The sequence below is a fragment of the Pseudomonas sp. 2 genome (assembly GCF_056627435.1).
In genome coordinates, this window is the sequence record NZ_JBWXNG010000001.1 from 25,219 (window position 1) to 47,816 (window position 22,598).

The window sequence follows — 22,598 nt, forward strand, 5'->3', positions numbered from 1 at the left end:
CGGCGGGCTGGCGCGTAGCGGCAGTAAAATCAGGCGACCGAGGTGTGTCAGGCGGAATGTGCAATCCGGGTTTACTGCCGCTTCGCGCCAGCCCGCCGGCAAGCCGTGCTACTACGCGGTCGGCGGCGGGGCGATATCAACATGCCACCAATGAATGGTTTCAGCGCGCAATCCTGATGGCCCACAGCGGAATGTAACGGCCATCAGGGTGCCCGATTCTGCCAATCGCCTGCCTGGCGGTTTTGCCCCGCCGATCCCTGCGTATACTCGGTGCCGACGACACCAGGCGCTGAAGGATCCGGGGGCGCGATGCCAGACAAACTGCTACCGCAAGTCGTGTTGGACACAGGCCATCCTGGCGATCCGCCCTGGCTGGACAGCTACGACATGTCCGCGCTGCATCCCCCCTGCCTCCCTGCGCTGGAACCCTCTGCCGAGAGCACGCCAGCCCCGGCTTCGCCGAGCAAGCAACGCCTGGCCAGGCTTGAAGTCTGGTCGACCCCGGCGTTCGGGCACTTTCCCCGGTTGCTCAAGCAACTCCCGGCCTCACCCCCTGCCGACCCAGAGACAGCATCGCGCGCCACACCTGAAGAATCCGCCCGCAGCGCCCACCTGAAAGTCATGGGCGAACTGACCGCCTCCATCGCCCACGAGATCAGCCAGCCACTCTTGGCCATCGCTTCCAACGCCGCAGCCTGCATGCGCTGGCTGCAACGCGACACGCCCAATCTGGCCGAAGCCGTCAGCGGGCTTGCGGACATCCGCGCCGACTGTGAACGCGCCACCAGCATCGTCACTTCCCTGCGCGCCCTGGCCAAACAGACGCCGGCCAAGCCGCGCCCGATCAAGGTCGACGACATCATTCAGGAAGTCATTCGCCTAAAGGCGCCGGTACTGACCTGGCAAGGCGTGACCGTGGAAACCGAGCTGCACGCCGATCGATCGGTAATCGCCGACCCGGTGCAGATCCAGCAACTGGTGTTCAACCTGGTCACCAACGCCCTGGAAGCCATGAGCGGCAATGTCGGCCGCGCGGGTGTGCTGCGCGTAACGTCCTGCAGCCTGCGCGACGGGGTTCAAGTGTCCATCGAGGACAATGGCCCCGGCATCCCGGTAGCCGAACGCAAGAAAATCTTCGGCGCGTTCTACACCACCCGCACCAGCGGCCTGGGCATGGGCCTGACTATCTGCCGCTCAGTGGTCGAGGCCCACGACGGCGCGCTCTACGTCGAGACATCTGAATTGGGCGGTGCGTGCTTTCGTTTCAACCTGCCGCGAGCCTGCAAACAGCTCTGACACCCTCTTTCGAATACACAGCTGTACCGAAATCCCCCTCGATTGGCCTAAACTGCCCCCTTGCTCAACAGGTGCTCCTGCCAGCGATCCAAGGCGCGGGCCAGAACGAAGGCGGTTGATGTATGCAGGGCGCAAGTGCTCACAAAACTGTGGTGATGGTGCTGTTCAACGACGTGCTGATGCTCGACGTGACAGGGCCCATGGACGTTTTTTCGATCTCCAATCGTTTGCTCCCCGCAGAAAAGCAGTACCAACTGCTGACCGTGGCCGAAAGCCTGGGCCCCATCCGCAGCTCCAGCGGGCTGAAGGTCGTCGCCGACATGACGCTTGAAGATTACCCGGCCGACATCGATCTGCTGCTGGTGCCCGGCGGCCCCGGCGCCTATGGCGTCAGCCACCCGAACCTGAGCGCCTGGCTGCCGGACGCAGCACGCAGCGCCAAGCGTTTCGGCGCCATCTGCACCGGCGTTTTCCTACTCGGTGAGGCCGGACTGATCGATGGCTATCGCTGCACTACTCACTGGAACTACGTCGATCGCCTGGCCCAGCGCCATCCGCAAACGCGGGTGGAGACCGAACAGATCTACGTGGTGGACCGCAACCTGATTACCTCGGGCGGGATCACGGCGGGGATCGACATGGCGCTGGCGGTGGTCGCCGAAGACCACGGCAAGGATCTGGCACTGGAAGTGGCCAAGGTGCTGCTGGTGGTGATGAAGCGTCAGGGCGGGCAGACGCCCTACAGCCCGCTACTGGCGGCGGTGCAACGCGACGGTACAGTTATCGCCAAAGTGCAGGCCCATGTGGTCGACCACATCGACGCGCCCTACACCATCGCGGGCATGGCTGAAATCGCCGCCATGAGCCCGCGCAACTTCGCCCGCGCCTTCCAGCGCGAGGTCAACCTGACCCCCATGCAGTACGTACAGAACGCCCGCATCGACCACGCGCGCAAGTTGCTGGAAGGCTGCGAACTGCCGCTCAAGGTCGTCGCCGCCCGCTGCGGATTCAGCAGCGCCCGGCATATGCGCAAGCTGTTCAGCGAGCGGATCGGGTTGTCGCCGAATCAGTATCGGCAGCAGTTTGGTGAGGGGTGATTCAGACCGTATTACATACCGTAGTATCTTCATAATTACATACGATCCCGTAGCAGCGCGGCTTGCCGGCGGGCTGGCGCGTAGCGGCAGTAAACCCGGATTGCACATTCCGCCTGAAACACCACGATCGCCTGATTTTACTGCCGCTTCGCGCCAGCCCGCCGGCAAGCCGTGCTGCTACGGGATAGCGTTGCGGCGGCAAGCTTTAGAAACGATCGAGACGATAGGCATCTCGCGCAGGCAATCCAGCACGCGCACCCTCGCCCGTCACCCACTCAGCAATCATCTCGGCCGTCACCGCCGCCTGAGTCAACCCCAAGTGCTGATGTCCGAACGCCAGCAATACCTTGCCCTCGCACGCACTGTCGATCACCGGCAAGGAGTCGGGCAATGACGGCCGAAACCCCATCCACGGCGTGGCACCACTGTCATCCAGCTCATCCTTGAACAGCCCTTGACTGGCGCGGTGCAACTGCCAGGCGCGCTGCATGTTCGGCGGGCTGTCGAGCCCCGCGAACTCCACGGTGCCGGCGAGACGCAGGCCGCCCTCCATGGGCGTCATGATGAATTTGCGCTCCAGCGAAGTGACCGCGAACGGCAGCCGATCATGCTCATGGGGCAGCATCAGGTGATAACCACGTTCGGTGTCCAGCGGGACCTTCTTGCCGGTCAATACCTGGGTCAGGTGAGCGGAATGCGCACCACAGGCGATCAACACCTGACGGGCATTCACCGCTCCCTGATCGGTGGTCAGCGTCACGCCGGAGGCATTGACCTGCCCGCCCGACACCCTGCATTGGCGAAACTGCACGCCGCTGCGCTTCGCCGCCTCGACCAGCTCGACCACCAATCGGTAAGGGTCGACGAAATGCCCGGTGGCCGGGAAGAACAACCCGCCCTGAATCCGCGCATTCAACTGTGGCGCCGCTGCCTGAACCGTTGGCGCATCCCAGAACTCCACTGGAACGCCCTGCTGCTGCATGCGCGCCTTGAGTGCATTCAGCGCCTGGCGAGACTCGTTGCGCTCGAACACCAGCAGCGAGCCGTCTTCCTTCATCAACGCTTCCTGGCCAATGGCAGCCAACAGCCGATGCCAGGCCGCCAGGCTGCCCTCGTTCAGCGCCCGAATACCTGCGACTGTGCGCGCGAACGGCGCCGGCCGCAGATTGAGCAGCAAGCGGGTGAACCACGGCAAGGCGCGGGGCATGTATTTCCAGTCCAGCCGCAGCGGCCCCATGGGGTCGAGCAGCATGCCGGGCAAACGCTTGAGAATGGAGGCGTCGGCGATGGGAAACACCTGCTCGGTGGCCAGATGCCCGGCGTTGCCGTAAGAGGCTCCCAGCCCCGGGGCCTGATAGTCGAGCACGACCACCTGCTTGCCTTGGCGAGCCAGTAACAGCGCGCAGGCCACGCCGACGATACCGGCACCGACCACCGCAACATCGGCGCCGTGATCAGGCGCAGCAGAATGACTGGAATTGCCCATCGAGCCGCTAAAGGTCATGAAATGTCCCGAAGAAAACCTGAAATAAAAACCCAGCCGCAATGGCTGCCATCGCCACAAAACAAAAAAGGCGACGCCAGTGGCGGCGTCGCCTGCACAGCCGGAATCAGGCCAGGTTCTGCTCGGCCGACCAGCTGGCGTACCAGTTACGGAACAGCGTGTACTGCGCCTCGGCGTAGCCGCGCTGCGCCTCGCTCAGCTTGTCCGATTCGTTGAAGTGCAAGGTGTATTCCTTGTCGCCGTTGAGCACCATCAGGTGCTTGTAGAACAGCACCAGATCGCAGCCCTCGTCGAAGGACGACAGCACGCCCAGCGCCGACTCCAGCTCACGGGCCTGACGGCGGGCCTTGGCGTCGCCTGCCGCCGCCTTCTTGCTCAGCGCGACCAGTTGCAGCACTTCACGCGGCAGTGCGTTGCCGATGCCGGTGATCGCGCCCATCGCACCGCAGTTGACGAAGCCGTGCACCACCTGGGTGTCGACACCGACCATCAGGATCACTTCGTCATCCTGCGAAGTGATGTTTTCAGCTGCATAACGCATGTCGGCAGCGCCGCCGAACTCTTTGAAGCCGATGAGGTTCTTGTGCTCACGGCGCAGTTCGAAGAACAGGTCGGCGCGAGTGGCGAAGCCGTAGTAAGGGCTGTTGTAGATCACCGCAGGCAGGTTCGGCGCGGCTTTCAGAATGTCGGAAAAGTGCGCTTTCTGTGCGGCCAGGGAAGCACCGCGGGACAGCACGCGCGGAATGACCATCAGGCCGGCCGCGCCCACCTTGGCCGCGTGGGCGGCATGGGACACCGCTTCACGGGTGTTTACCGCGCCGGTGCCGACGATGGTCGGGATGCCGGCCGCGACCAGGCGCGCCACGCCTTCCTGACGCTCGGCCTCGGTCAGCAGCGGCCAGTCGCCCATGGAGCCGCAATACACCACGGCGCTCATGCCGATGTCGATCAGTTCGCGGCCCTTCTTGACCAGCGCATCGAAGTCCGGCTTGCGTTCGGCGGTGCAGGGAGTCATCAGGGCGGGCATGGTGCCGGAGAAGACGTTGGTGCTCATGTGGGTTGCTCCTTGAAGCGTTCGTTCAAATCAGATGAAGGGTTGTGCCGCCGATGCGGCAATGAGGCGTGAGGCTCAGATGCCCCACGCGAAAGCGTCCTGCTCGTCGATCAGCAAGGTGCTGTCGGCGGTCATGTAAGCGTGGCCCTTGATGAAGGGGCGAATGCGCTCGCCCTCCCACTCGAAGCGCCCTTGGAACTGGCTGCCTGTGATGCTGGCCTGGACCCAGGTCTTGCCGGCTTCGAGCTTGCCGTCGGCCGCCAGGCAAGCGAGTTTGGCGCTGGTGCCGGTGCCGCAGGGCGAGCGATCGTAGGCCTTGCCCGGGCACATCACGAAGTTGCGGCTGTTGGCTGTGGCGTCGCCTGCGAACAGCTCGATGTGGTCGATCAGCGCGCCGTTTTCGCCGGTGATGCCCTGCTCTTCCAAGGCCTTGAGCATCGTCCAGGTGTACTCGGTCAGGTGCTCGACGTTGCTCATGTCCAGGGTCTTGCCGTGATCGGAGACCAGGAAGAACCAGTTGCCGCCGTAGGCGATGTCACCGACCACAACGCCATGGCCAGGCACGTCCACCGACACCTGATGGCGATAGCGATAGGACGCAACGTTGCCGATGGTCACTGCGCCGTCGTCGTGCAACGTGGCGCTGACCTGGCCCACCGGCGTGTCGATCTTGTGCACGCCCGGCTTGATCAGCCCCAGATAAGCCAGTGAATTGACCAGGCCGATGGTGCCGTGGCCGCACATGCCCAGATAACCGGTGTTGTTGAAGAAGATCACGCCGCAGGTGGCGTCCGCCGACACCGGCTCGCAATACAGCGCACCCACCAGCACGTCGTTGCCACGCGGCTCGAGCAGGCAGGCGCGGCGCCACTGGTCGTGTTCGTTGCGCAGCGAGTCGCGCTTCTCGGCCATGGTGCTGCCGGCCAGTTGCGGAAAGCCTTTCATCACCAGCCGCGTCGGTTCACCGCCGGTGTGGGAATCGATGACGTGTACTTTTTTCATGAAGCGTTTCCTTCCGGGCCGAGGCCTGAGTGGGATGAATGACGGTCGGTCAAATCAGCAATTGTTCGATGTCGTGTAGCAGCCGGCTGTCGATGAATACCCCGTCGCGCACCGAGCGTTTACGGGCGGCAAAGCGACGCTGGGACGGCAGCCGCGCGCCCTGATCGGTGATCGCACCGAACAGCTGCTCGGCGCTTTGCAAACCCTTTTCCAGATCGTCGCCAAGAAAGCGCTTGGGGTCGAACGCCAACAGCAATTCACCGTGGCACGGCGTGGCGCCCGCACCGCCGTCGAAGGCCAGCGATTGCGCGCTGGTCATGTCGCCGATCAAGGCACCAGCCAGCAGTTCGATCATCGCCGCCAAGGCCGAGCCCTTGTGCCCGCCAAAGGTCTGCATCGCACCGGCCAGCGCCGCCTGGGCATCGGTGGTCGGCGCGCCTTCGGCGTCCAGCCCCCAACCCAGCGGAATCGGCTTCCCTTGCCGGGCGTGCAACTCGATGTCGCCACGGGCAATCGCACTGGTGGCGAAGTCGAAAACGAAGGGCTCCGATCCCGGACGCGGCCAGGCGAACGCCAGCGGATTGGTGCCGAATACGCCCTTGCTTCCGCCCTCCGGTGCGACCCAGGCGTGGCTTGGCGTCATGGCCAGGCCCACCAGCCCGTGCCCGGCGATGGCCTCGACTTCCGGCCACAGCGCAGAGAAATGAAAGCAGTTACGAATCACCAGCGCCGCGACGCCCAGCGTTTGAGCGCGCTCGACCAGCAAGGGCAAGCCTGTCTGCAGCGCCAGTAATGAGTACGCCTGATGCGCATCGACCTTGACGATCGACGGCGCCGGCTGGCTCACGGTCGGCACGGCCGTCGGCGACACCTTGCCCGAGCGTAGCGAACGTACGCACACCAACACCCGGTACAAACCGTGGGAATGGCACTCGTCGCGCTGCCCTTGCGTGATGACATCGGCAATCGCCCGGGCATGGTCTTCACCCATGCCGTTGTGGGTCAGCGCGCGCATCGCCAGGTCGTGAACCTGATCGAGACTCAGATGGATGGTGTCGCTCATGGCGTCATCTCCCCGTGATCAACCATCAGGATGCCGGCTGCGCACGACCACCCACAGGGCGCTGCCCTGCGTGGCGCTCGACAACCGCTTCGCTTTCTTCGTCATCGTCCAGACGCACCAGATGCGCCGGGACGCCGGTGGCCGCTCCCCAGTAATAGATGCCCAATGCGCAGGCCGCCACCACCAAGGTGTCGAACGGATGACTGATCACGCCGATGCCGCCGAAGCTGCCCAGTTTGGAGAGCACGATGGTGGTGGCGTAGAAGCCGATCAGCCACAGCGACGAGCGCACTTGCTGGCCGAGACTCAGGTGCTGGGTCGGCACGAAGCGGCCGCACAGCAGGTAGATCACGAACATCACGATTTGCAGGCCCAGCAGCCAGGACACAGTGTCCCAACCGGACCAGTAGACGATCAGCGCGGCGATGATGAACGACAGCGGCCCCATCACGCCCATGCACTTGACCCGGAACGGCCGCGCCATGTCCGGCGCATTACGACGCAGGGCCGCCACCGACACCGGCGCCACGGCGTAGCTGAGGATCAGTGCAGCAGACACCACATTGATCAGCGCCTCCCACGACGGGAATGGCAGGGTCCAGAACACCGACAGGGCGAAGGTCAGCCACAGCGCCGGGCGCGGAATGCCCGACTCCTGGTCGATGCGGGTAAAAATCTTGAAGAAGGTACCGGTCTGCGCCCAGCCGTAGATCACCCGCGGCGTGGCGTTCATGTAGATGTTGCCGCAGCCGCTGGGCGAGATCATCGCGTCGGCCACCACCATGTAAGCCAGCCAGCCCACACCCAGCGCCAGGGCGATGTCGCGATACGGCAGCGCCAGTTCCTTGCTGACCGCTGCCCAGCCGTTGGCGAGCATTTCGGTGGGCACGCTGCCGACGAACGCCAGTTGCAGCAGCACGTAGATCGCCGTGGACAACAGCACCGAGAGGATCAGCGCGAATGGAATGGTGCGCTGCGGGTTCTTCACCTCACTGGCCACCGAAATGATCGGCGTCAGCCCCAGGTAAGCGAAGATGATGCCGCCCGCTGAAACTGCCATCTCGATACCGGACATGCCGAACGGCGCAAAGCCCTGGCTGCTGAGGTTGTCAGGCTTGAAGAACATGAACAGCACGCCGATGACCAGCAACGGCACGATGAACTTGAACACACTGATCAGGTTGTTGGCCTTGGCGAAGGTTTTCACGCTGCGGTAGTTCAGCCAGAAAAACAGGCACAGCAAGGCGAATTGCACCAGCCAGCCGATGGCGGTCGGATCACTCGATCCGGTTTTGGTCAGTTGCGGGAACCAGGCCGCCGCATACTGGCGCGAGGCGACCACTTCGATGGCGACCAGGCTGGTGAAGGCGATCAGGGTGATGAACCCCATCAGGTAACCCAGCAGCGGGCCGTGGGAATAAACCGGGTAACGAATCACGCCCCCTGCCCTGGGCAACGCCGCGCCCAGTTCGCAGTAAACGATCCCCAGCAGCAATACGGCAAAACCGCCCAACACCCAGGAAAAGATACCTGCCGGCCCCGCAATGGCAGAGACATGACTGGCGGCAAACAACCACCCCGATCCAAAGATTGCACCCAACCCGATAAACGTGAGGTCTATCAGTGAAAGTTGCTTTTTGAACTTACCGTTACCTGACATCGCTTTGCCTTATTGTGTGTTATTGAATCGGCAGTTTCATGAAGCTGAAGTCGCTATTGCGCAATGTCCCTGTATTGGCAATACCTGAATAAACCGCCGCTGTCTTATTGAAATGTCGGCTGCATTCGATGGGCATAGCCTGAACCCAAAGCAGGGCCCGCGCTTGATGCTTTCGCGTCCATCCCATGACGAAATCGGCACAATCGACACATCCTCATCCGACCCAGGCGATGGCTCTACACAGCACTCGACAGCCCGCAGGCCTTGATGCAAGCTGGCCGCCTCGCTCGTGAAAAATGGCCCGCTGGAGTCGTGAAATGGCGCACAACGCCCTGGATATCCTGATGCACGGCAACGACCTGCACCGCCCGGAAACCATCGAACAATGGCTCGCGGGTGTCGCCCTGTTATTGCCTATGCTGGACGTGATTCCCAATGCGGCGATCTTCATCAAGGACAATCAGGCGCGCTATGTATTGGCCAATCGCACGCTGGTCGAACGCTGTGGCCTCAAGCAACTTGGGCCGTTATTGGGCAAGACCAGCGCCGATGTATTTCCCGCACAATTCGGCCCCGGTTATACCGAACAGGATCAGCGCGTACTCAAACAAGGCGAAATACTGGAAGACCAACTTGAACTGCATTTGTATGGCAGCCGGGAGCCGGGCTGGTGCATGACGCACAAACGCCCCATCCATAACCGCCATGGTGAAATCATCGGTTTGATGGGCATTTCCGTCGACCTGCAATCGGCCAGCGACATGCACCCGGCCTACCAGCGCCTGGCCGCCGTCGACGAGTACATTCGCAGCCACTTCTACCGCCCCATCAGCCTGAGCGAACTGACGCGCATCGCCGGCATCTCCGTCGCCCAGCTGGAGCGGTACTGCAAGCGCGTGTTCCACCTGACGCCCCGGCAGATGATCCAGAAAGTACGCCTGGAAAACGCCCACCGCCTGCTGCTGACCGACCTGCCGATCACCGACGTCGCCATCCAGTGCGGCTACACCGACCACAGCGCCTTCAGCCGCCAGTTCAAGGCGCTGACCGGGTTTACGCCCCGGCAGTATCGGCAGGCGACGGGAAGGGAATGACCCCTGCAATGGCTAACGCGATGATGTTTATGATTTTTTTCACACTCGCGCTTGACTTCCCTTTTTTAATCAGTAAGATAGCGCTCATTCCGCGATAGCTCAGTTGGTAGAGCAAGTGACTGTTAATCACTGGGTCCCTGGTTCGAGTCCAGGTCGTGGAGCCAAATGAAGTACTAAAAAGCCAGCGCAAAGCTGGCTTTTTTTTTGTGGTGCGAATGCTTGCACAACCCCATCGGTTGTCTCGACTTAGGCGGACCTGGTTAACCTCGCGGCAATCTCACATCCAGGCGCGTTCAGCGCCGACTCAAATGTTCGCCCCCCTGCTCACCGAGTTCGACACACAGCGAAACACGTCCACGCCTCCTTACCTCTGACCACAGCGCTTTTCGCCGCTAACGGCCGAACGGTGGTCCGCGAGTCTTGCCAGGCACTTGATCCAAGTCGCTTATTGATTATGTTTAGCTCTGAATCGGATAGCGGGCATGATGAGCAAAGCTCAGCAGTTTGCTGCAGGCAAAAATCCTTTTATCCAACGCTCCTGACGTAGCCGCCAGAGGGCGGTCACTTTATTGGCAGCACCGGTTATTTCACGCCCGGAAGCCGCAATATTCAGGAGCAACCCGTCATGACAACCACCGCAAAAACCCGATCCGTCACGGCCCACGTTCCTGTGCAACTCGCCGAAAAAGTGGATCTGATGGCTGAGCGCCTTGAGCGATCGAAGAATTGGATCGTGAAACAGGCACTCTCCGCCTGGATCGACCAAGAAGAAGAGCGTAGCCGTCTCACCCGCGAAGCCTTGGCCGACGTTGATGCGGGCCGCGTAATTGACCATCAAGCTGTGCAAGCCTGGGCAGAGAGCCTCAGCACTGACACTCCGTTGCCGGTCCCGCGCTGATGGAATTGAAGTGGACCAGCAAGGTGCTTTCTGACATCGCCAGGTTGTATGAATTTCTGGCTGCGGTGAATCAACCCGCAGCTGCACCTACAGTGCAACAGCTCACTTCGGCACCCATTCTGCTGTTGGAAATCCCCGAATTGGTGAACGGCTTGAAGAGTTCGAGCCTCGAGACGTGCGACGCCTGCAGGTCAGCCACTACGAGATGCGTTATGAGATAGTCGACTCCACGAACTACCTGCTGCGCCTGTGGCACACACGCGCAGACCGGTAGCCTCTTGCACAATCGAAAATGGGCGAGCGGCTGTTGATGATCATGGAAAATATCTCCCGCTCGCGTCTGGGAAGACGGCGCATGATTCGCTACGAAAAAGGCCAACGCATAGCTGGCCTTTTCTGTTTCTGCTCCCACGGTATTGATATGCCGCGCTAGATGCCGGCGACCTCCCCTTCCCTCTGGCCTGCAGCCTGCCTCTCCCCCTGGCAAGCCGCAACCGCATCAATCTCGATCAACATCCCATCCAGCGCCAATCGCGGCACCGGAATCAAAGTACAGACCGGCAGGCCCTGCTCGCCCCACGCGGCTTTTGCCTCCCGAGCCCAGATCTCCAATCGGTGTTGATCGTGGTCGACGATCAACAACGTCAGCTTGAACACCTGTTCAAGGCGTGCGCCCTGCGACGTCAGGGCGATGTTCAGGTTGGCGATGGCTTGCCGGGCCTGATTTGAGAAATCGGGTGAAAGATCACCGGCGCTGTTCTCTCCCCCTTGTCCGGCAATGAAAAGCAGCCTCGCGTCAGGTGCCAACGCAGCGACATGGGAGTAGCCGTTGGCTCGAGGGTCATACAGGCCGGGCGGGTTGATCAGGGCAAAGGCTGGGCGGGAATGTGCTTGCATGAAACGGCTCCGGATTGAAAAGCGAGCAGTCTGAAACCTCCAGTTAGATGGAGGTCAAGCGATCAAGGGGCATCACTGCACATTTGTCTGCGCATTCGAGAAACCCTAGGAGTTGAAAGCGCTGAAAGCGGGCGCCGAGCGCTAAAAGGAGACCTGGATCACTGGCAAGGCGGCGACTTCAATGAACCTGAAGCTGACGCATTGACAACCCATCAGATCGCTGGCTATAACTGAATTCGTTGTACGACGACAGACGATAAATCGTCGAGTCACTCCTAAAAATAATAAATGAGTGTCAGTCACCACCATGAATTCGACGTGTTTGCTCATCTCTCCGAATCACCTGCCCCGTGCCACGCGCTTGCTGGGCGGCATTCAGGCTGCATCCGGTCCTCCCGGGATGCGGTGTTTCAAGCCATTGCGCCAGACTTGTTAGACGTCCGACTCCAGCTCCGACGTTTCGCAGGCCTTTTGCCTGTGCTCTGGCCAACAGCCGAGAGCCCATCACCCCTCCAAGAATAAAAGTGATGCCATGAACCTGAACGAGACCACCCATCCGCAAAGCATGGCCCAGGCGGCCACCCGAACGGTCGGCAAGTACCGCTGGACGATCTGCGCGCTGCTGTTTTTCGCCACGACCGTCAATTACCTCGACCGCCAGGTGCTCAGCCTGCTGGCGCCGGATCTGTCCACCGAATTTGGCTGGAGCAACACCGACTACGCCAACATCGCCTCGGTGTTCCAGTTCGTCTACGCCATCGCCATGGTTTTCGCCGGGCGCGTGGTGGACCGGATTGGCACCAAGACCGCCTACATCGTGGCGATCGGCGTGTGGTCCACGGGCGCGGTGATGCATGCCTTCGCGGTGCCGCTGGGGCAAGGGATCGGCGCGATCACCAGTGCCCTGGGGCTGGCGGCGATTCCAGTGTCTATCGCCGGTTTCATGTTGTCGCGGGCGGTGCTGGCGATTGGCGAAGCGGGCAACTTCCCGATCGCGATCAAGGCCACCGCCGAATACTTTCCGAAGAAGGAGCGCTCGCTGGCCACCGGCATCTTCAACTCCGGCGCCAACGTCGGTGCGATCGCCGCGCCCATCTGCGTGCCGCTGATCGCCGCGATGTGGGGCTGGGAATCGGCGTTCATCGTCATCGGCCTGCTGGGTTTTGTGTGGCTAGGCGTGTGGATGGCGATGTACGCCAAACCCGAAGCGCAAAAGCGCCTGACCGCCGAAGAGCTGGCCTACATCCGCAGCGATGAGGCCGAGCCGGCCAAGGCCACCGAAGTGCCAGGCGCGCCGGCCAAGAAGGTCTCGTGGTTCAAGCTGCTGACCTACCGCCAGACCTGGGCGTTCGCTTTCGGCAAGTTCATGACGGACGGCGTGTGGTGGTTTTTCCTGTTCTGGCTGCCGACCTACCTCTCCGCCCAATACGGCATGAAGGGCGCGGCGATCGTCATGCCGCTGTTCGTGCTGTACAGCATGACCATGGTCGGCAGCATCGGCGGCGGCTGGTTCCCCAGCTACTTCATGGCCCGCGGCGACAAGCCCTACGACGGCCGCATGAAAGCCATGCTGGTGATCGCGCTGTTCCCGCTGCTGGTGCTGCTGGCGCAACCGCTGGGCTACATCAGCTTCTGGGTGCCGGTGCTGCTGATCGGCATCGGCGCCTCCGCGCACCAGGCCTGGTCGTGCAACATCTTCACCACGGTCTCGGACATGTTCCCGCAGAAAACCGTCGCCTCGGTAGTGGGCATCGGCGGCATGGCGGGCGGCCTGGGCGGCGTGGTCATGACCAAGATCGGCGGCTGGGTCTTCGACTATTACAAGTCGATCAACGACATCCACACCGGCTACATGATCATGTTTGCCATCTGCGCGCTGGCTTATCTGGTGGCGTGGACCGTGATGAAGATGCTGGTGCCGCGCCACAAGGAAATCACCGACCTGTAAGCGCCCTGCTCTGCCCATTCCCTGCGCCCGGCCGCACACCGGCCGGCGCTTTATGCGATGACAACAACAAGGAAATATCGATGACCCGATTCAAACTGATCGCTGGATTTGTCTGCCTGTTTTCCGGCTATGTCGCTGCCAGCCCGGCGACGGACGAACAGGACGTGGCCAAGGCCGTCGACAAGATGACCCAGGCGATGCTGCACAAGGACCTCAAGACCCTCGGCGCCCTGACCTCGGACAAGGTGACCTACGGCCACTCCAGCGGCAAGATCCAGAACAAGGCCGAGTTCATCGCCGACATCGAAACCGGCCGCAGCGGCTTCAAGACCCTGCAGATGCTCAACCAGAAAATCACCCTCGACGGCGACACCGCCCTGGTGCGCAACCACTTCTCCGCCCAGGCGGTGAACAGCGGCGTGGAAGTACCGACCGAGATCGAAAACTTCCAGGTCTGGCAGAAGCAGCACGGCCAGTGGCTGCTGATCGGGCGTCAGGCGTTCAAGTTCTGATTCGAAGGCGCGGGAATGCCGCGGCCTGAGCGTTGGCCGGCAGATTGATCGAACTTCCCAAAGTCACTGCTGCCCACTCTGAAGACGGCCGGGTTCCTCAACCCGGCCATTCATTTTCAGCGCAGGGGTTCGAGCATGACCAATACTTCGCAACGCAAACGCGTACTCATCATCACTGCCAACACAGGGATCGAGCGCGACGAACTGCTCAAGCCCATGCAGGCGCTTGAGTCGCGCGGTGCCGATGTCACCCACGCCACCGTGAAAGGTGGCGAAGCGCAGACCTGGGTCAACGACAGCGAGAAGGATGTCACCGTCACCTCCCACGCCAGGCTGCAAGGCTTGCAGGCCTCGGATTTCGACCTGCTGGTGATTCCCGGCGGCACCGTCAACGCCGACACGCTGCGCCAGGATGCCGATGCGCAACGCCTGGTGCGCGAATTCTCATCGGCCGGCAAGCCCGTCGCCTCGATTTGCCATGGGCCGTGGCTGTTGATCGACGCTGGCGTGGTTGACGGCAAATCGCTGACCTCATACGCAAGCATCCGGCCAGACCTGACCAATGCCGGTGCCGACTGGGTAGACACTGAGGTCAAGGTTTGCCCGGGCAACGGCTGGACGCTGATCACCTCCCGCAACCCCAAGGACCTGCCTGCCTTCAACGAGGCGCTGGGCAACGTGCTTGAGGCTTCGTGAACAAGGTTTACAGGTTTGCTCAAGGCGCACCGCGATGGAAAACCTGAAGATCGCCACCTTCAACGTCAACGGCATAAGCGCGCGCCTGCCCAATCTGTTGCATTGGCTTGCGCGCGAACAGCCCGACGTCGTCTGTTTGCAGGAGCTCAAAGCGGCGGACAAGGCATTCCCTGCCAGTGATATCGAGGCGGCGGGATATGGGTCGCTGCATCTGGGCCAGGCGTCATGGAACGGCGTCGCCATCCTCGCCCGCGACGCGCAGCCCTTGCTCATTCGCAAGGGCTTGCCGGGAGAAGAGGCCGACACCCAGGCACGCTACCTTGAGGCGGCGGCGCACGGCGTCGTTGTCGGATGCCTTTACCTGCCCAACGGCAACCCGCAGCCGGGGCCAAAGTTCGATTACAAGCTGCGCTGGTTCGAGCACCTGATCGATCACGCGCAATCATTACAGGCCAGCGAACACCCGGTGGTGCTGGCTGGCGATTTCAACGTGGTGCCCACTGACCAGGACATCTACAACACGCGCTCCTGGCTCAAGGACGCCCTGCTCCAGCCTGAAACCCGCGATTGTTATCGCAGGCTGCTGGCTCAAGGGTGGGTCGATTCCTTGAGGCATCTGTACCCGGATGAACGCGTCTACACCTTCTGGGACTATTTCCGTCAGCACTGGCAGAAAAACTCCGGCCTGCGCATCGACCATCTGCTGCTCAACCCCGCTCTTGCGCCTTATCTAGAGGACGCAGGTGTCGATGCGTGGGTGCGCGGCGAAGAACACCCGAGCGATCACGCGCCGACGTGGATTCGTCTGGCTAACACTCGAAAACGGGACAGGTGAGCGATCACTAGCCTGCGAAATGCAGGTAATACAGCAGCAACGTAAGCGTCACCAGCGACCCCAGCGTCGAGATCAGGATGGTCCTGGAGATCAACCCCGCCTCACGGTTGTAGTACTCAGCCAGCATGAAGGGCCCGGTCCCCGTCGGCAGCGCGCTGAGCAGCACGGCGGATGCCGCCCACATGGGTTGCAGCTGGAACACTCTGAATGCGAGGAAACCGGTCACCAGTGGCTGCCCCACCAACTTCATGGCCACCAATGGCCAGGGATTGGCTGGGTGGGTATTTGCGCCCGGCTTGCGCGCCAGAAACAATCCCAGCGATACCAGCGCACAGGGCGTTGTCGCCGCCGACAGCATGTCGAGAAAATGCACCACCGGCACGCCAAGGCCCAGGCCAGTCGCCGACCATGCAGCACCGGCGATGGGCGAAATCACCAGCGGATTCTTGGCCAGTGCCTTGATCACCAGCTTGACCGCGTGCCCGACGTGCTTTTCTTCCTGCAGCCCGATCTCGATCAGAATCACCGCAATGGCGAACAGCACGCACACCACGATCAGCGAAGAAATCAGCGCCGGCTGCAGGCCTGGCTGGCCGAACAGCAGTGCGCACAGCGGAATGCCGATGTACCCGGTGTTGGCATAGCCTGCGCTCAGCCCGTCGATGCTCGACGCCACCAGGCTGTGGCCGGTCGCCAGACGCCACAGCGCCGTGATCGCGAACATCAGCAGCGTGCCGGCGCCGAACGAAATGATGAACCCCGGCTGCCAGATATCGCTCCAGGCGGTGGTCGCGGTGACCTTGAACAGCAAGGATGGCAGGCACAGCCAGACCACCATCAGGTTGATTTCCGACGCCGCCCTGTCGCCCAGCTTGTTGAATTTACGGCAGAGATACCCCACCAGAATCAAGGCAAAGATAGGCGCAACGACAACGAGAACAGTGTGCATGATGGCTCTGGCGCGAGGGTTTGAGAGCGCAGGAGAATAAAGTTGACAACCCATGCAGTCCAATGAGTAATAAGGCGCTCATCAATACGCGTAACGTATCAATGATCGAGCTTCGACAACTGCGCTATTTCCTGGCGCTGGCCGACCAGTTGCACTTCGCCAAAGCGGCCGCCCGCGTCAACGTCACCCAGCCTTCCCTGAGCCGGCAAATCGCAGCGCTGGAGCAGAAACTGGGCTGCGAACTGTTCCTGCGCAACTCCCGTTCGGTGGTGCTCACTGCGGCGGGCAAGGAGCTGCAACGCCATGGCAAGACGCTGCTGCAGAATCTGGAAACGACCCTGCGCAGCACCCAGGCGGTGGCCCGGGGAGAACGTGGCGAACTGCGCATCGCCTTCACCTCGATGCTTGCCTGGACGATGTTTCCCAACTTGGTGAAACGCTATTCGCTTGAATATCCCGACGTCACGATCAACCTGACCGAGCTGCTGCCGACCGAGCTGATCCGCTCGGTACAAACCGGTGAACACGACCTGTGCCTGGCCTTCAAGACCCATGTGAAGCAACCGCTGGCTTATCTGGCGTTGCACTCGGAAACACTCAGCATTGCCCTGCCCTGTGATCATCGTCTCGCCGGGCAGGACAGCGTCGGCCTGGAACTGCTCAAGGATGAGCCCTTCATTCTGAGCCCGGAGACGGTGACCCCGGCCCTGCACGCCATGATCATGGGCTTGTGTCGCGACGCCGGTTTCGAACCCGTGGTGCGCATGCACACCCATCTGCAGGGCACGATCGTCAACCTGGTGGCCGAGGGGCTGGGGGTGGCCATCGTACCTGCTGCCATGGCGCAGTCCGGCAAGACAGGCGTCAGGTTCTTGCCTCTGCCCGCCTCACCGACGCTGGAACTGGGCCTGGTCTGGAATCAGGACAATTTGAATCCGTGCCTGGAGGGCTTCAGGTCAGTGGCCAGTCAGACTGCGCGCTGAGATCTAAAGATCCAGCGTCAGCGTCGGCGTCAACGCGCGGGACACGCACAGCATCATCACGTCTCCCCTCGCCCGCTCGCTTTCGCTGAGCAGCATGTCGCGATGATCCGGCACGCCGTCCAGCAGCTGCCACTGCGCCCCGGCCCGCTGCGCCGCGCGGGCCATGGCCAGGATCGGCGTGATGCCGATCCCGCCCGCGACGAACAGGTACGCCCCCTCGCCCATCGGAAAAGCATTGCGCGGCCCGCGAATGCAGTGTGTCAGTCAGCAGAAATGTGGATGAACCGACGCATTCGCGAGCAAGCTCACTCCTACAGGATTTAAATCGCCAGGGGTTTATCCTCTTGCTTCGCACCCACCCCTTGCAACCACTCCACAAACGCCCGCAGATGCACCGGTTTGTCGGCATCCAGCGGCACCAGCGCATGGTAGGTCGCCCCCGGTGAAGACAATTCGGGAAATGGCCTGACCAACCGCCCGGCGGTGCATTCGGCCTCCAGCGTGGGAAACGGGCCGATACCAAAACCCAACCCGTCCACCACCGCCTGCAAGGTCACGAAGAAGTGGTCGAAACGCAGGGTTCGAGTCGCCCGCAACATCGGTTGCTTCGCCTCCTCCAGCCAGTTTTCCCAGTCACCGGGGCGGGTTTCGGTGCCAAGCCAGGTCACGCCCGCCATCTGCTCCAGCGTCTGGACGCCGGTTCGCGCCAACAACGCGGGGCTGGCGATGACGGTGTTCTGCTCACGGAACAGGGCGATGGCCTGAAACTGCCCGCCCTCCGGCGCGCCTCGGCGAATGGCGACATCGAAACTGCCGGTGAACGCCGGCTGCGTCGACAGCACGGTCGAGACCCGCACATCCACGCCGGGATAGCGCTCGGAAAACTCCGGCAGGCGCGGAATCAGCCAGCGCATCGCCACGGTGGCCGGCGCACTGACCCGAATGACCTTCACTTGCTGGCTCTTGCCGTAACGCTCCGAGGCGTCGGCGATATGGTCGAACGCAGCGCTGATCTCCCGAGCCAGCGCTCGCGCATGGGGCGAGGCGACCATGCTGTGCCCGTCGCGCACGAACAGCGGCTGCCCCAGCCAGTCTTCAAGGGTTGCGATCTGCCGGCTGACGGCACCGTGGGTCAGGTTCAGCTCGCGGGCAGCCGCCGAATAACTGCCTGCCCGCGCGGCGACTTCGAAGATGCGCAGCGCGTGAAGCGGTGGGAGTCTTTGTCTCATGTGTGAGCCCTGCGCACAGTTACTGCGAGTTTAATTCGATTGTGTGAGCCAGGCGCCCAGCTTACGTTGAATGGCGGGTTTTACAAACTGCCCATCACCCACAACGGAAGATCTGTCATGACCCAGACCATCACCGTCAACGCACGCACCTATCGCCTGCCCTCCACACCGACCATCGTCGTCTGTGTCGACGGCTGCGAGCAGGAATACATCAACCAGGCGATCCAGGCCGGGCAGGCGCCCTTTCTCGCCAAACTGGCCGGATTCGGCAGCGTGCTGACCGGCGATTGCGTGGTGCCCTCCTTCACCAACCCCAACAACCTGTCGATCGTCACCGGCGCGCCGCCCTCGGTGCACGGCATCTGCGGCAACTTCTTCTTCGATCAGGACACTCAGCAGGAAGTCCTGATGAACGATGCCAAGTACCTGCGCGCCCCCACCGTGCTGGCTGAACTGGCCAGGGCCGGCCAGCGGGTCGCCGTGGTCACCGCCAAGGACAAACTGCGCAGCCTGCTGGGGCACCGGCTGGAAGGGATCTGCTTCTCGGCTGAAAAGGCCGACCAGGTGACCCTGCACGAACACGGCGTCGAAAACATCCTGGAACGCGTCGGCATGCCAGTGCCTTCGGTGTACAGCGCGCAGCTGTCGGAGTTCGTATTCGCCGCCGGGCTGGAGCTGCTGAGCCATGAGCGGCCGGACTTCATATACCTGTCCACCACCGATTACATCCAGCACAAACACGCGCCCGGCACCCCCGAGGCCAACGCGTTCTACGCCATGATGGACAGCTACTTCCAGCGCTATCACGACGCGGGCGCAGTGGTGGCGATCACCGCCGACCACGGCATGAACGCCAAGACCGATTCGATTGGCCGGCCCAACATCCTGTTCCTGCAGGACCTGCTCGACGCCCGTTTCGGCGCGACACACAGCCGCGTATTGCTGCCGATCACCGACCCTTACGTGGTGCATCACGGCGCGCTGGGCTCCTACGCGACGGTGTACCTGAAGGACCCTGCCGTGCAGCGCGAAGTAATGGCCTATCTCGCCGCTATCGAAGGCGTGGAAAGCGTGCTGACCCGCACCCAGGCCAGCCAGACGTTCGAGTTGCCCGAAGACCGCATCGGCGATCTGGTGGTCATCGCAGACCGTTTGACGGTGCTGGGCAGCGCCGCAGACAAGCACGACCTGTCGGGCCTCACCGTGCCCTTGCGTTCCCACGGCGGGCTGTCCGAACAACGGGTGCCGCTGATCTTCAACCGCCCCCTTGCCGCCATGGCTGATGGGCGCCGCCTGCGCAACTTCGACATCATCGATCTCGCGCTGAACCACCTGGCCTGAGCCAAGCAAGGCCGGATTCGCAACACCTGCTCGACACGCTTCAAACGCAGCGAAGACTGCGTGCCCCCCTCGCTTCGTCCAGAAAAAAAATGGTGAGCGCAGCGTCAGACTGCGCGCCACACGGAGACAAAGCATGCCTCTTGAAACCGCCGATACCCTGCAACTGCAACCTGCGTCACGGATGTCCACCTTCGAGCGCTACAAATGGCGCGCGCTGATGGGCGTGACCTTCTGTTACCTGTTCTATTACACCGGCCGCCAGACCCTGGGCTTCGCCATACCCGGCGTGCAGCACGACTACGGCCTGTCGAAATACGAAGTGGGCTGGATCAGCGCCACGATGCTGTGGTGCTACGCCGCCGGCCAGTTCGTCAACGGCAACCTGGGCGACAAGTTCGGTGGCAAACGGATGATGATCGCCGGCGTAATCCTGTCGCTGGCTGCCAACTGGGCGTTCAGCTTCGGCCACTCGTTCTGGTTCTTCCTGATCGCCTGGGGCGCCAATGGCTACTTCCAGTCCATGGGTTTCGCGCCGGGCAGCCGCCTTTTGTCCAACTGGTGGGGCCTGGAACGGCGCGGCTTCGTCTATGGCGTGTACGTGGGCTTCTCGGGGTTTTCCTCGGTGCTCGCCTTCATCCTGCCGCTGTTGATTCTGCAGGCCATGCAGCTGGACTGGGTGTGGATTTTCCGCCTCGCGCCCCTGTCGATGCTGTTGGGCGCCGTAGTGCTGTGGCTGTTCGTGGCCGAGCGCCCCGAAGATCGTCAGCTCGACGCCGGCACACCTCAGGCCGCATCCACGATCACCGCAGCGGAAGATGACCTGACCAGCCGCCAGCGCTACGCGATTGTGCTGCGCAACTGGAAGCTGTACGTGGCGGGCATCGCCATCGGCTTTCAGAATGCGGCGCGCTATGCGTTGGTGGTGTGGGTGCCGGTGCATTTTCTCGGGGTCGATTGGAAGACCTCGGCGGCCGTGATCGACCCGAAATGGATCACCGTCGCCCTGCCGGTGGGCATGGCGTTGGGCGCACTGTCGAACAGCTGGATCTCCGATGTGCTGTTTCAAGGGCGGCGCTACCTGGCCATCGTGACCTACATGATTCTGGCGTCGATCACCGCCATCGTCATGATGTTCGTGCCCCACGCCAGCCTGCTCGCCATCGCCCTGCTGTTTCTCTGCGGCTTCTTCGTGTTCGGGCCTGCGTCGTCGTTCTGGGCACTGTGCCCGGACATCTTCGGCCGGCATGTGGCGGGCACGGCCACCGGGGTGCTCAACACCATGTCCTACCTGTTCGCCGGCATCGGTGAACCGGTGATCGGCCACCTGATCGACGCCACCGGCAACACGGCGATCATCTTCCCGGTGGTGGCGGGCCTGTGCGCGACCAGCGCGGTGCTGTCGTTACTGATCAAGCGCTGACTGCCCGGCAAGACTCGACCCCTGTAGGAGCGAATTCATTCGCGAATTGGGTACAGGCGATGCAGCTCTGGCGCCTGAAAGACCGTTCGCGAATGAATTCGCTCCTACAGGATCTGCGTCTTTACCGGACTGAGTTGTCAGGAGACGACGGCTGACTCTGCCTCTTCCCGATACCGCCGCACATGGTCGATCAGCGCCCGCAGGCTCGGCGCCATGTTGTGGCGATTGGGGTAATAAAGGAAGAAACCGGCGAACTCGGGCAGGTAGTCATCCAGCACCCTTTCCAGCTCGCCGCGTTCGAGGTAGGGCCTGAAGGTGTCTTCGATGCCGAAGGTGATGCCGCCTCCGGCCAGTGCGGTGCGCACCATCAGCAGCATGTCGTTGGTGGTGACCTGCGGCGCGACGGCCACATCGAACGGCTGGCCGTGCTCGGCGAACTCCCAGCGATACGGCGCGGCATCCAGTGTGCGACGCCAGCCGATGCAGCGGTGGTCGGCCAGATCGCGGGGATGGACCGGCCGGCCATGCCGGGCGAAATAGTCAGGTGTGGCCACCACCACTTCGCGCTGCGTTCCTGTGATCGGCACCGCGATCATGTCCTGCTCGATCACCTGGCCCAGCCGCACCCCGGCATCAAAACCGCGGGCGACGATGTCGAACTCCTCGTCGCTGACGGTCACGTCCAGGGTGATGCCCGGATAGGCCTCGACGAAGCTGGCAATCAAGGGTCCGTCTAGAAACCGCTCGGCAATCGAGGTCACTGCCACGCGCAGCAATCCCGTCGGCGACCCCTGACTCACGGCCTCATCGAGGGCGCCCAACATCGCCGCCATCGGCTCATTAACTTGTCGATAAAGCCGCTCTCCCGCTTCGGTCAACCGCACGCTGCGGGTGGAACGCTGCACCAGCAGCACCCCGACACTGTCTTCCAGGCGGCGAATGCTCTGGCTTACAGCCGAACGCGTGACATCCAGCTGCTCGGCCGCCGCACGAAAGTTCTGCAGCCGGGCGACGGCGAGAAACGCCTTCAGCAGATTGAGGTCCAGACTCATTGGTTAGCCTTGCTTACTAAATCGTTCAGTGAACAGGGAGTTCTCTTAATAGTGGTAGGCCTCCAGGA

The 22,598-nt window shown here is 62.2% G+C and carries 21 protein-coding genes, 1 tRNA gene and 1 pseudogene; 13 read left to right on the forward strand and 10 right to left on the reverse strand.

Annotated elements, in window-relative coordinates:
- Positions 1-309 precede the first annotated feature (309 nt).
- Together AC1MEK_RS00105 and AC1MEK_RS00110 are read left to right on the forward strand one after the other, a co-directional pair.
- Positions 310-1,296 (forward strand): sensor histidine kinase, encoded by a 987-nt coding sequence (locus tag AC1MEK_RS00105; RefSeq protein WP_480394220.1) that lies wholly within the window; start codon positions 310-312, stop codon positions 1,294-1,296.
- A gap of 122 nt (positions 1,297-1,418) precedes the next feature.
- A complete protein-coding gene (locus AC1MEK_RS00110; RefSeq protein ID WP_480394221.1) occupies positions 1,419-2,393 on the forward strand; it encodes a GlxA family transcriptional regulator in 975 nt (324 codons plus the stop codon).
- Positions 2,394-2,598: 205 nt separating this feature from the next.
- Here AC1MEK_RS00110 and AC1MEK_RS00115 read toward each other — a convergent pair whose 3' ends face one another.
- From AC1MEK_RS00115 to AC1MEK_RS00135, 5 genes are all read right to left on the reverse strand, one after another.
- On the reverse strand, positions 2,599-3,879 hold the full coding sequence (locus AC1MEK_RS00115; protein ID WP_480394762.1) for an NAD(P)/FAD-dependent oxidoreductase: 1,281 nt from the start codon (positions 3,877-3,879) through the stop codon (positions 2,599-2,601).
- A gap of 124 nt (positions 3,880-4,003) precedes the next feature.
- The gene (locus AC1MEK_RS00120) at positions 4,004-4,951 is read right to left on the reverse strand and encodes a dihydrodipicolinate synthase family protein (protein WP_480394222.1); all 948 of its coding nucleotides are present in this window, start codon (positions 4,949-4,951) and stop codon (positions 4,004-4,006) included.
- 75 nt (positions 4,952-5,026) lie between these two features.
- A complete protein-coding gene (locus AC1MEK_RS00125) occupies positions 5,027-5,953 on the reverse strand; it encodes a 4-hydroxyproline epimerase (RefSeq protein WP_480394223.1) in 927 nt (308 codons plus the stop codon).
- 49 nt (positions 5,954-6,002) lie between these two features.
- Positions 6,003-7,016: an Ldh family oxidoreductase gene (locus tag AC1MEK_RS00130; protein ID WP_480394224.1), complete on the reverse strand. Its 1,014-nt coding sequence runs from the start codon at positions 7,014-7,016 to the stop codon at positions 6,003-6,005.
- Positions 7,017-7,041: 25 nt separating this feature from the next.
- Positions 7,042-8,676, reverse strand: a complete 1,635-nt coding sequence (locus AC1MEK_RS00135) for an APC family permease (RefSeq protein ID WP_480394225.1) — start codon at positions 8,674-8,676, stop codon at positions 7,042-7,044.
- Positions 8,677-8,993: 317 nt separating this feature from the next.
- On the opposite strand from AC1MEK_RS00135, the gene AC1MEK_RS00140 reads away from it, so the two are divergent.
- The 4 genes and pseudogenes from AC1MEK_RS00140 to AC1MEK_RS00155 all read left to right on the forward strand — a co-directional run bounded on the left by AC1MEK_RS00140 (position 8,994) and on the right by AC1MEK_RS00155 (position 10,942).
- Entirely contained in the window at positions 8,994-9,770 is a 777-nt protein-coding gene (locus AC1MEK_RS00140; RefSeq protein WP_480394226.1) for a PAS domain-containing protein, read from the forward strand.
- A gap of 88 nt (positions 9,771-9,858) precedes the next feature.
- Positions 9,859-9,934: transfer RNA gene (locus tag AC1MEK_RS00145), tRNA-Asn, on the forward strand.
- A 461-nt stretch (positions 9,935-10,395) separates the two neighbouring features.
- Positions 10,396-10,668: a CopG family ribbon-helix-helix protein gene (locus AC1MEK_RS00150; RefSeq protein ID WP_480394227.1), complete on the forward strand. Its 273-nt coding sequence runs from the start codon at positions 10,396-10,398 to the stop codon at positions 10,666-10,668.
- Positions 10,668-10,942, forward strand: a pseudogene (locus tag AC1MEK_RS00155) (type II toxin-antitoxin system RelE/ParE family toxin). The gene AC1MEK_RS00150 and the pseudogene AC1MEK_RS00155 overlap by 1 nt, the downstream one beginning before the upstream one ends.
- 155 nt (positions 10,943-11,097) lie before the next feature.
- Here the strand turns inward: AC1MEK_RS00155 and AC1MEK_RS00160 are convergent.
- Positions 11,098-11,565: a RidA family protein gene (locus AC1MEK_RS00160; RefSeq protein ID WP_480394228.1), complete on the reverse strand. Its 468-nt coding sequence runs from the start codon at positions 11,563-11,565 to the stop codon at positions 11,098-11,100.
- Between the two features lie 532 nt (positions 11,566-12,097).
- Between AC1MEK_RS00160 and AC1MEK_RS00165 the strand changes: the two genes are divergently transcribed.
- The 4 genes from AC1MEK_RS00165 to xth all read left to right on the forward strand — a co-directional run bounded on the left by AC1MEK_RS00165 (position 12,098) and on the right by xth (position 15,556).
- Positions 12,098-13,513, forward strand: coding sequence for an MFS transporter (locus AC1MEK_RS00165; protein ID WP_480394229.1), 1,416 nt, complete (start codon positions 12,098-12,100; stop codon positions 13,511-13,513).
- Positions 13,514-13,593: 80 nt separating this feature from the next.
- Entirely contained in the window at positions 13,594-14,025 is a 432-nt protein-coding gene (locus AC1MEK_RS00170) for a nuclear transport factor 2 family protein (RefSeq protein WP_480394230.1), read from the forward strand.
- Positions 14,026-14,160: 135 nt separating this feature from the next.
- Positions 14,161-14,721: a type 1 glutamine amidotransferase domain-containing protein gene (locus AC1MEK_RS00175; protein WP_480394231.1), complete on the forward strand. Its 561-nt coding sequence runs from the start codon at positions 14,161-14,163 to the stop codon at positions 14,719-14,721.
- 34 nt (positions 14,722-14,755) lie between these two features.
- Positions 14,756-15,556: an exodeoxyribonuclease III gene (gene xth, locus AC1MEK_RS00180; protein WP_480394232.1), complete on the forward strand. Its 801-nt coding sequence runs from the start codon at positions 14,756-14,758 to the stop codon at positions 15,554-15,556.
- A 7-nt stretch (positions 15,557-15,563) separates the two neighbouring features.
- Here xth and AC1MEK_RS00185 read toward each other — a convergent pair whose 3' ends face one another.
- Positions 15,564-16,505: an AEC family transporter gene (locus tag AC1MEK_RS00185; protein WP_480394233.1), complete on the reverse strand. Its 942-nt coding sequence runs from the start codon at positions 16,503-16,505 to the stop codon at positions 15,564-15,566.
- Between the two features lie 101 nt (positions 16,506-16,606).
- Here AC1MEK_RS00185 and AC1MEK_RS00190 point away from each other — a divergent pair, with 101 nt between their 5' ends.
- Positions 16,607-17,488: a LysR substrate-binding domain-containing protein gene (locus AC1MEK_RS00190; RefSeq protein ID WP_480394234.1), complete on the forward strand. Its 882-nt coding sequence runs from the start codon at positions 16,607-16,609 to the stop codon at positions 17,486-17,488.
- Positions 17,489-17,491: 3 nt separating this feature from the next.
- Here AC1MEK_RS00190 and AC1MEK_RS00195 read toward each other — a convergent pair whose 3' ends face one another.
- Complete coding sequence (locus AC1MEK_RS00195; protein WP_480394235.1) at positions 17,492-17,713, reverse strand: hypothetical protein; 222 nt, start codon at positions 17,711-17,713, stop codon at positions 17,492-17,494.
- Positions 17,714-17,808: 95 nt separating this feature from the next.
- Positions 17,809-18,717 (reverse strand): LysR substrate-binding domain-containing protein, encoded by a 909-nt coding sequence (locus tag AC1MEK_RS00200; protein ID WP_480394236.1) that lies wholly within the window; start codon positions 18,715-18,717, stop codon positions 17,809-17,811.
- Between the two features lie 117 nt (positions 18,718-18,834).
- Between AC1MEK_RS00200 and phnA the strand changes: the two genes are divergently transcribed.
- Both phnA and AC1MEK_RS00210 read left to right on the forward strand, forming a co-directional pair.
- Positions 18,835-20,058 (forward strand): phosphonoacetate hydrolase, encoded by a 1,224-nt coding sequence (gene phnA, locus AC1MEK_RS00205; RefSeq protein WP_480394237.1) that lies wholly within the window; start codon positions 18,835-18,837, stop codon positions 20,056-20,058.
- A gap of 133 nt (positions 20,059-20,191) precedes the next feature.
- Positions 20,192-21,478, forward strand: coding sequence for an MFS transporter (locus AC1MEK_RS00210; RefSeq protein ID WP_480394238.1), 1,287 nt, complete (start codon positions 20,192-20,194; stop codon positions 21,476-21,478).
- A gap of 137 nt (positions 21,479-21,615) precedes the next feature.
- On the opposite strand, the gene AC1MEK_RS00215 is transcribed toward AC1MEK_RS00210, so the two are convergent.
- Positions 21,616-22,530, reverse strand: a complete 915-nt coding sequence (locus AC1MEK_RS00215) for a LysR family transcriptional regulator (protein ID WP_480394239.1) — start codon at positions 22,528-22,530, stop codon at positions 21,616-21,618.
- Positions 22,531-22,598 lie beyond the last annotated feature (68 nt).

Bases quoted from the DNA above. Each gene is read 5' to 3' on its own strand.
- AC1MEK_RS00120 (WP_480394222.1), bottom strand. From the start codon at position 4,951: ATGAGCACCAACGTCTTCTCCGGCACCATGCCCGCCCTGATGACTCCC.
- AC1MEK_RS00215 (WP_480394239.1), bottom strand. From the start codon at position 22,530: ATGAGTCTGGACCTCAATCTGCTGAAGGCGTTTCTCGCCGTCGCCCGG.
- AC1MEK_RS00170 (WP_480394230.1), top strand. From the start codon at position 13,594: ATGACCCGATTCAAACTGATCGCTGGATTTGTCTGCCTGTTTTCCGGC.
- AC1MEK_RS00125 (WP_480394223.1), bottom strand. From the start codon at position 5,953: ATGAAAAAAGTACACGTCATCGATTCCCACACCGGCGGTGAACCGACG.
- AC1MEK_RS00210 (WP_480394238.1), top strand. From the start codon at position 20,192: ATGCCTCTTGAAACCGCCGATACCCTGCAACTGCAACCTGCGTCACGG.
- AC1MEK_RS00185 (WP_480394233.1), bottom strand. From the start codon at position 16,505: ATGCACACTGTTCTCGTTGTCGTTGCGCCTATCTTTGCCTTGATTCTG.
- AC1MEK_RS00105 (WP_480394220.1), top strand. From the start codon at position 310: ATGCCAGACAAACTGCTACCGCAAGTCGTGTTGGACACAGGCCATCCT.
- AC1MEK_RS00175 (WP_480394231.1), top strand. From the start codon at position 14,161: ATGACCAATACTTCGCAACGCAAACGCGTACTCATCATCACTGCCAAC.
- AC1MEK_RS00150 (WP_480394227.1), top strand. From the start codon at position 10,396: ATGACAACCACCGCAAAAACCCGATCCGTCACGGCCCACGTTCCTGTG.
- AC1MEK_RS00115 (WP_480394762.1), bottom strand. From the start codon at position 3,879: ATGGGCAATTCCAGTCATTCTGCTGCGCCTGATCACGGCGCCGATGTT.
- AC1MEK_RS00135 (WP_480394225.1), bottom strand. From the start codon at position 8,676: ATGTCAGGTAACGGTAAGTTCAAAAAGCAACTTTCACTGATAGACCTC.
- AC1MEK_RS00110 (WP_480394221.1), top strand. From the start codon at position 1,419: ATGCAGGGCGCAAGTGCTCACAAAACTGTGGTGATGGTGCTGTTCAAC.
- phnA (WP_480394237.1), top strand. From the start codon at position 18,835: ATGACCCAGACCATCACCGTCAACGCACGCACCTATCGCCTGCCCTCC.
- AC1MEK_RS00165 (WP_480394229.1), top strand. From the start codon at position 12,098: ATGAACCTGAACGAGACCACCCATCCGCAAAGCATGGCCCAGGCGGCC.
- AC1MEK_RS00160 (WP_480394228.1), bottom strand. From the start codon at position 11,565: ATGCAAGCACATTCCCGCCCAGCCTTTGCCCTGATCAACCCGCCCGGC.
- AC1MEK_RS00140 (WP_480394226.1), top strand. From the start codon at position 8,994: ATGGCGCACAACGCCCTGGATATCCTGATGCACGGCAACGACCTGCAC.
- AC1MEK_RS00200 (WP_480394236.1), bottom strand. From the start codon at position 18,717: ATGAGACAAAGACTCCCACCGCTTCACGCGCTGCGCATCTTCGAAGTC.
- AC1MEK_RS00195 (WP_480394235.1), bottom strand. From the start codon at position 17,713: ATGGGCGAGGGGGCGTACCTGTTCGTCGCGGGCGGGATCGGCATCACG.
- AC1MEK_RS00130 (WP_480394224.1), bottom strand. From the start codon at position 7,016: ATGAGCGACACCATCCATCTGAGTCTCGATCAGGTTCACGACCTGGCG.
- xth (WP_480394232.1), top strand. From the start codon at position 14,756: ATGGAAAACCTGAAGATCGCCACCTTCAACGTCAACGGCATAAGCGCG.
- AC1MEK_RS00190 (WP_480394234.1), top strand. From the start codon at position 16,607: ATGATCGAGCTTCGACAACTGCGCTATTTCCTGGCGCTGGCCGACCAG.